Origin of the sequence: Streptomyces sp. NPDC007095, from assembly GCF_040634475.1 — a bacterium.
In the GTDB taxonomy this organism is placed as follows: Bacteria; Actinomycetota; Actinomycetes; order Streptomycetales; family Streptomycetaceae; genus Streptomyces.
In genome coordinates, this window is the sequence record NZ_JBEYFS010000458.1 from 1 (window position 1) to 3,283 (window position 3,283).

General features: G+C 71.2%; 2 protein-coding genes and 1 pseudogene. All 3 read right to left on the reverse strand.

Features of this window, described 5'->3' with window-relative positions; translation table 11 throughout:
• Window positions 1–1,033 (reverse strand): annotated as a pseudogene (locus ABZ656_RS57210) (1,4-alpha-glucan branching enzyme); the annotation flags it as partial.
• Window positions 1,034–1,069: 36 nt separating this feature from the next.
• On the reverse strand, window positions 1,070–2,518 hold the full coding sequence (locus tag ABZ656_RS57215; RefSeq protein WP_360280561.1) for a maltokinase: 1,449 nt from the start codon (window positions 2,516–2,518) through the stop codon (window positions 1,070–1,072).
• Window positions 2,519–2,638: 120 nt separating this feature from the next.
• A partial coding sequence (locus ABZ656_RS57220; RefSeq protein ID WP_360280564.1) for an alpha-glucosidase C-terminal domain-containing protein occupies window positions 2,639–3,283 on the reverse strand: 645 nt, incomplete at its 5' end.

The following is a 3,283-nucleotide window of genomic DNA, read 5'->3' on the forward strand; positions in this document are numbered from 1 at the left end:
AGGACGGCAGGTGGACCTCGTACACCGACAACGGTGCCTCGTGCACCGGACGGGCCCCCCGCCCCGCCATCCACTCCTCGTCCGTCCACACGTGGTGCGAGGCGTACACGATCGACGACGTGCGCGGCGGGACCTCGGTCCGCCGGGCCATCGGGTCGGCGCGCAGGGTGCGGGAGCCGTCCGGGCGGGTGATCTCGAACTTGTAGAGCTCGCCCTCGCCGATCGCCGGCACGAACAGCTCCCACACCCCGGAGGAGCCGAGCGACCGCATCGGAAACCCGGTGCCGTCCCAGAAGTTGAAGGTGCCGGCGAGGCGGACACCGCGCGCGTTCGGCGCCCAGACCGTGAAACGGGTGCCGGTCACCCCCTGGTGCACCATCGGCTCCGCACCCAGGGCGCGCCACAGCTCCTCGTGGCGGCCCTCGCCGAGCAGATGAAGATCGAGCTCCCCGAGCGCGGGCAGGAAACGGTACGCGTCCTCGGTGTCCTGAACCGTCCCTTCGTAGGCGACGAGGAGCCGGTACGCCTCCGGGACCGCGCGCAGCGGCACCAGCGCCGAGAAGAACCCGTCCCCGTCGTCGTGCAGTTCGGCCCGCAGGTCGTCCGTCACGACGGTCACCCCGAGCGCGTAAGGACGGAAGGCCAGGAAGGCCACACCGCCGGGCACCGGATGGGCGCCGAGCACCCCGTGCGGATCGTGGTGCGTGCCGGAGAGCAGCCGCTCGCGGTCACCGGGTTGGACCCCGGCGAAGACGGGAGCGCTGTCGACGACGGCGGGCTCGGAAGCCCCGACGGCGGGCTCGGCGCCCTTCGGCTCGGCGGCGCGCGGTTCGGGAACCCTCGCCCCGGCCCCCTTCCCAGAGACCTTGGAGACCGTCGAGACCTTCGCATCCTTCGCGGCCTTGCTCCCGGCAGGCTTCTGAGCAGCGGCCTTCTTGACGGCGGCCTTCTTCACCGCCGCCTTCTTGGCGGCAGCCGGCTTCTTGGCACCGTTCTTCTTCGGACTGTCGTCGGACGGGGGGCGGGGCGTCACGGGCAGGGCCTCCTCGGCGGGGTGAGGTGGGGAAGGTCAGGGGGATGCGGCGAGCCGGCGTATCGCCGCCATCGGCACCGGTAGCCAGTCGGGCCGGTGCCGGGCCTCGTACAGGACTTCGTAGATCGCCTTGTCCGTCTCGTAGGCGCGCAGGAGTACGGGATCGGCACGCGGGTCGCGGCCGGCGACCTCCGCGTATCCGGCGCAGTACGCGGCCCGGCAGATGTCGGCCCAGTCACCCACGCCGTCCCCGGAGCCGAGGGCCCCGGGGACGGCGTGGGCCGCGTAGTCGAAGGAGCGGAGCATCCCCGCTATGTCCCGCAGGGGCGGCGGGGGCATGCGGCGCTCGGCGAGCGGTTTCGAGGGCTCGCCCTCGAAGTCTATGAGCGACCACTCCCCGGAGGGCGCGCGCAGGCACTGGCCCAGGTGCAGATCCCCGTGTATGCGCTGGGCGGTCCAGGTCTGCCCCTCGGCGGCCAGGTCGGCCAGCGCCTCGAAGGCGGTGCGCAGACCGGCGGCGTACGGCCGCAGCGCGGGCACCGCCTGCACTGCCGCGGCCAGCCGCTCGGTCATGCCGTCGACGAGGAGTTCCATCTGTACGTGCCCCAGCGTGACCGTGGGCAACGCCCGGGCGAGGGCCGTGTGCACCTCGGCGGTGGCCCGGCCCAGCGCCCGCGCCTCCTCTGCGAAGCCCTCGCCGCCACGGTCGCCGTCCTCGGCCTGTTCGTTCTCCTTGGCCAGTTCGCTCAGCGCCAGTTCCCAACCGTCCACCGCGCCCTGGACATAGGGTTGCAGCACTCCCAGGACGTACGTCTCCTCGTCCAGGTCGGCGACCATCCACGCCGCCGGTGCCGGCACCCGCGGGCAGCCCTCCCGGGACAGCAACAGCGGCAGCTCCAGATCGGGGTTCACCCCCGCGACCACGCGGCGCAACAGCTTCAGGATGAACGTATCTCCGAAGACCAGGGACGAGTTGGACTGTTCCGCGGTGATCAGGCGCGGCATCAGATCGCCCCGTATCTCCTGGCGTCGGTCCCGCTCGAAGCGCAGCTCGCCGACGCGGGCCTGGGTGCGCAGGGCCTCCAGGAGTACGTCGGCGGGGCGCGGGTCGTGCAGTGCCTCGTAGACCGTGTGTCCCGCCAGCGGTCCCTCCTCCACGTGTCCGATCAGGGCGGGCGCGAGGTGCGGCGGGAGTGCCTCGCGTACGCCGATGAGCAGTTGGTAGCAGTCGCCGGGCTGGGTGCCGGCTCCCTGGGCGGGGGTGAGCGGCTGGTGCGCCCGGACCAGCAGGTGGAGCAGGCCCAGCTGACCCGTCGAGGGCAGCAGTTCGTTGGCCGTCACCAGGGAGAACCCGGTCACCGGACGCCCCTTGCCCGCGAACCAGCGCTGCCGTGGCAGCCATTCCCTCAGCAGCGGATCGAGCGACGCGAGCAACTCGGGGCGTGCGACGGGGGCCGTGACAGAGTGGATTGCGGCTTCCGACATGACGTCGCGTCCTTTCCCCAGGGGCCCGGAGACCGGGCGAGTCGGGGTGTTACTGATGCGTGCCCAGGGCGGGACGGAGGAAACCGCCCCGCCGCCCGGGTTCTGGAGTCTGTCCTTGGATCAGACGGCGTCCTTGCGGAGCCGGAACCAGTAGAAGCCGTGGCCCGCCAGGGTGAGCAAGTACGGCAGCTCTCCGATGGCCGGGAATCGCACCCCGCCGATGAGTTCGACCGGGTGGCGGCCGCTGAAGGCCCGCAGGTCCAGTTCGGTGGGCTGGGCGAAGCGGGAGAAGTTGTGCACGCACAGGACGAGGTCGTCCTCTTTGTCCTCGGTCGAGGGAGCCTCGCGCAGGAACGCGATGACCGCCGGGTTGGAGGACTGGAGTTCCGTGTAGGAGCCGAGGCCGAAGGCCTTGTTCTGTTTGCGGATCTCGATCATGCGGCGGGTCCAGTGCAGCAGGGACGAGGGCGAGGACATCGAGGCCTCGACGTTCGTCACCTGGTAGCCGTAGACGGGGTCCATGATCGTGGGCAGGAACAGCCGGCCGGGATCCGACGAGGAGAAGCCCGCGTTGCGGTCGGGTGTCCACTGCATCGGGGTGCGTACCGCGTCCCGGTCGCCGAGCCAGATGTTGTCGCCCATCCCGATCTCGTCGCCGTAGTAGAGGATCGGCGAGCCGGGCAGGGACAGCAGCAGGGCGGTGAACAGCTCGATCTGGTTGCGGTCGTTGTCGAGCAGGGGCGCGAGCCGCCGCCTGATCCCGAT

Coding starts and splice junctions, on each gene's coding strand:
- ABZ656_RS57215 (WP_360280561.1), bottom strand. CDS start 2,518: ATGTCGGAAGCCGCAATCCACTCTGTCACGGCCCCCGTCGCACGCCCC.